This is a genomic window from Bradyrhizobium acaciae (assembly GCF_020889785.1).
Classification (GTDB): domain Bacteria; phylum Pseudomonadota; class Alphaproteobacteria; order Rhizobiales; family Xanthobacteraceae; genus Bradyrhizobium; species Bradyrhizobium acaciae.
Genome location: NZ_JACMYK010000328.1, coordinates 1 through 730, shown reverse-complemented (window position 1 = coordinate 730; position 730 = coordinate 1). Strand labels below are relative to the sequence as shown.

General features: G+C 70.1%; 1 protein-coding gene. It reads right to left on the bottom strand.

The window, feature by feature from the left end:
* Positions 1-80: 80 nt before the first annotated feature.
* On the bottom strand, positions 81-730 hold a 650-nt coding region (locus H8A92_RS40590; RefSeq protein ID WP_229200819.1), incomplete at its 5' end, for an ImuA family protein.

The window sequence follows — 730 nt, the reverse complement described above, 5'->3', positions numbered from 1 at the left end:
CTCCAACTCTCCCCCGCAAGGGGGGAGAGAGCCCAGCCGATGTGCTCACCTCACTTGAAGGTTCAGCCACCTCCCGCGTCTCAGCTTGCGAGGCGATGTCCTGCACGAGCTTGCGCTTGATGCGGTCGATGGGCAGGCGCGGCAGCCACAGGCTGAGGATGCGCCGACGGTTCGCTGAATTGGCACTCATCACATTTCCATTCCATGATCCATCGCCCGACCGGGCCATGACGGTTGCGCACGAGTTCGGCCTCGACGCGCGGCGCGCCCCAGGCGCTGGCGGCATTGCCGGGCGGCGAATGCGCCGCGCGCACGATCCAGCGCGTCTCCGCGGTCGAGGGGATCGCCGTCGCCGCGATCCGCAGCACCAGCGCGGTGACGCCGGAGGCTTGCGCGGCCAAGGTCAGCTTGCGGCTGGCGACGAGATCGAGCTGGCGCGCCTGGCCCCAGATCTCGAGCACGACGGCGCCGAGCGCATCGCAGGCCAGCGCATCGGCCGCGGTACGCAGGCCGCCGTCGACATCGGCGGCACGCACCGTGACCAAGAGGCGCGGATCGAGGCCGAGCTCGGCAAGCCCGCTCATCGACAGCGCGCCGTTCTCGCGATCGGAAAAATCCTGCCGCACCCAGACCAGCGGCTTGCGCGCCGATATCCGTCCGGCGAGCCCTGCGATGAAGCCGGTCGCCGCGCCGCTCTGATGGCCGGCCGCGAACACCTCGTGCAGCGCAG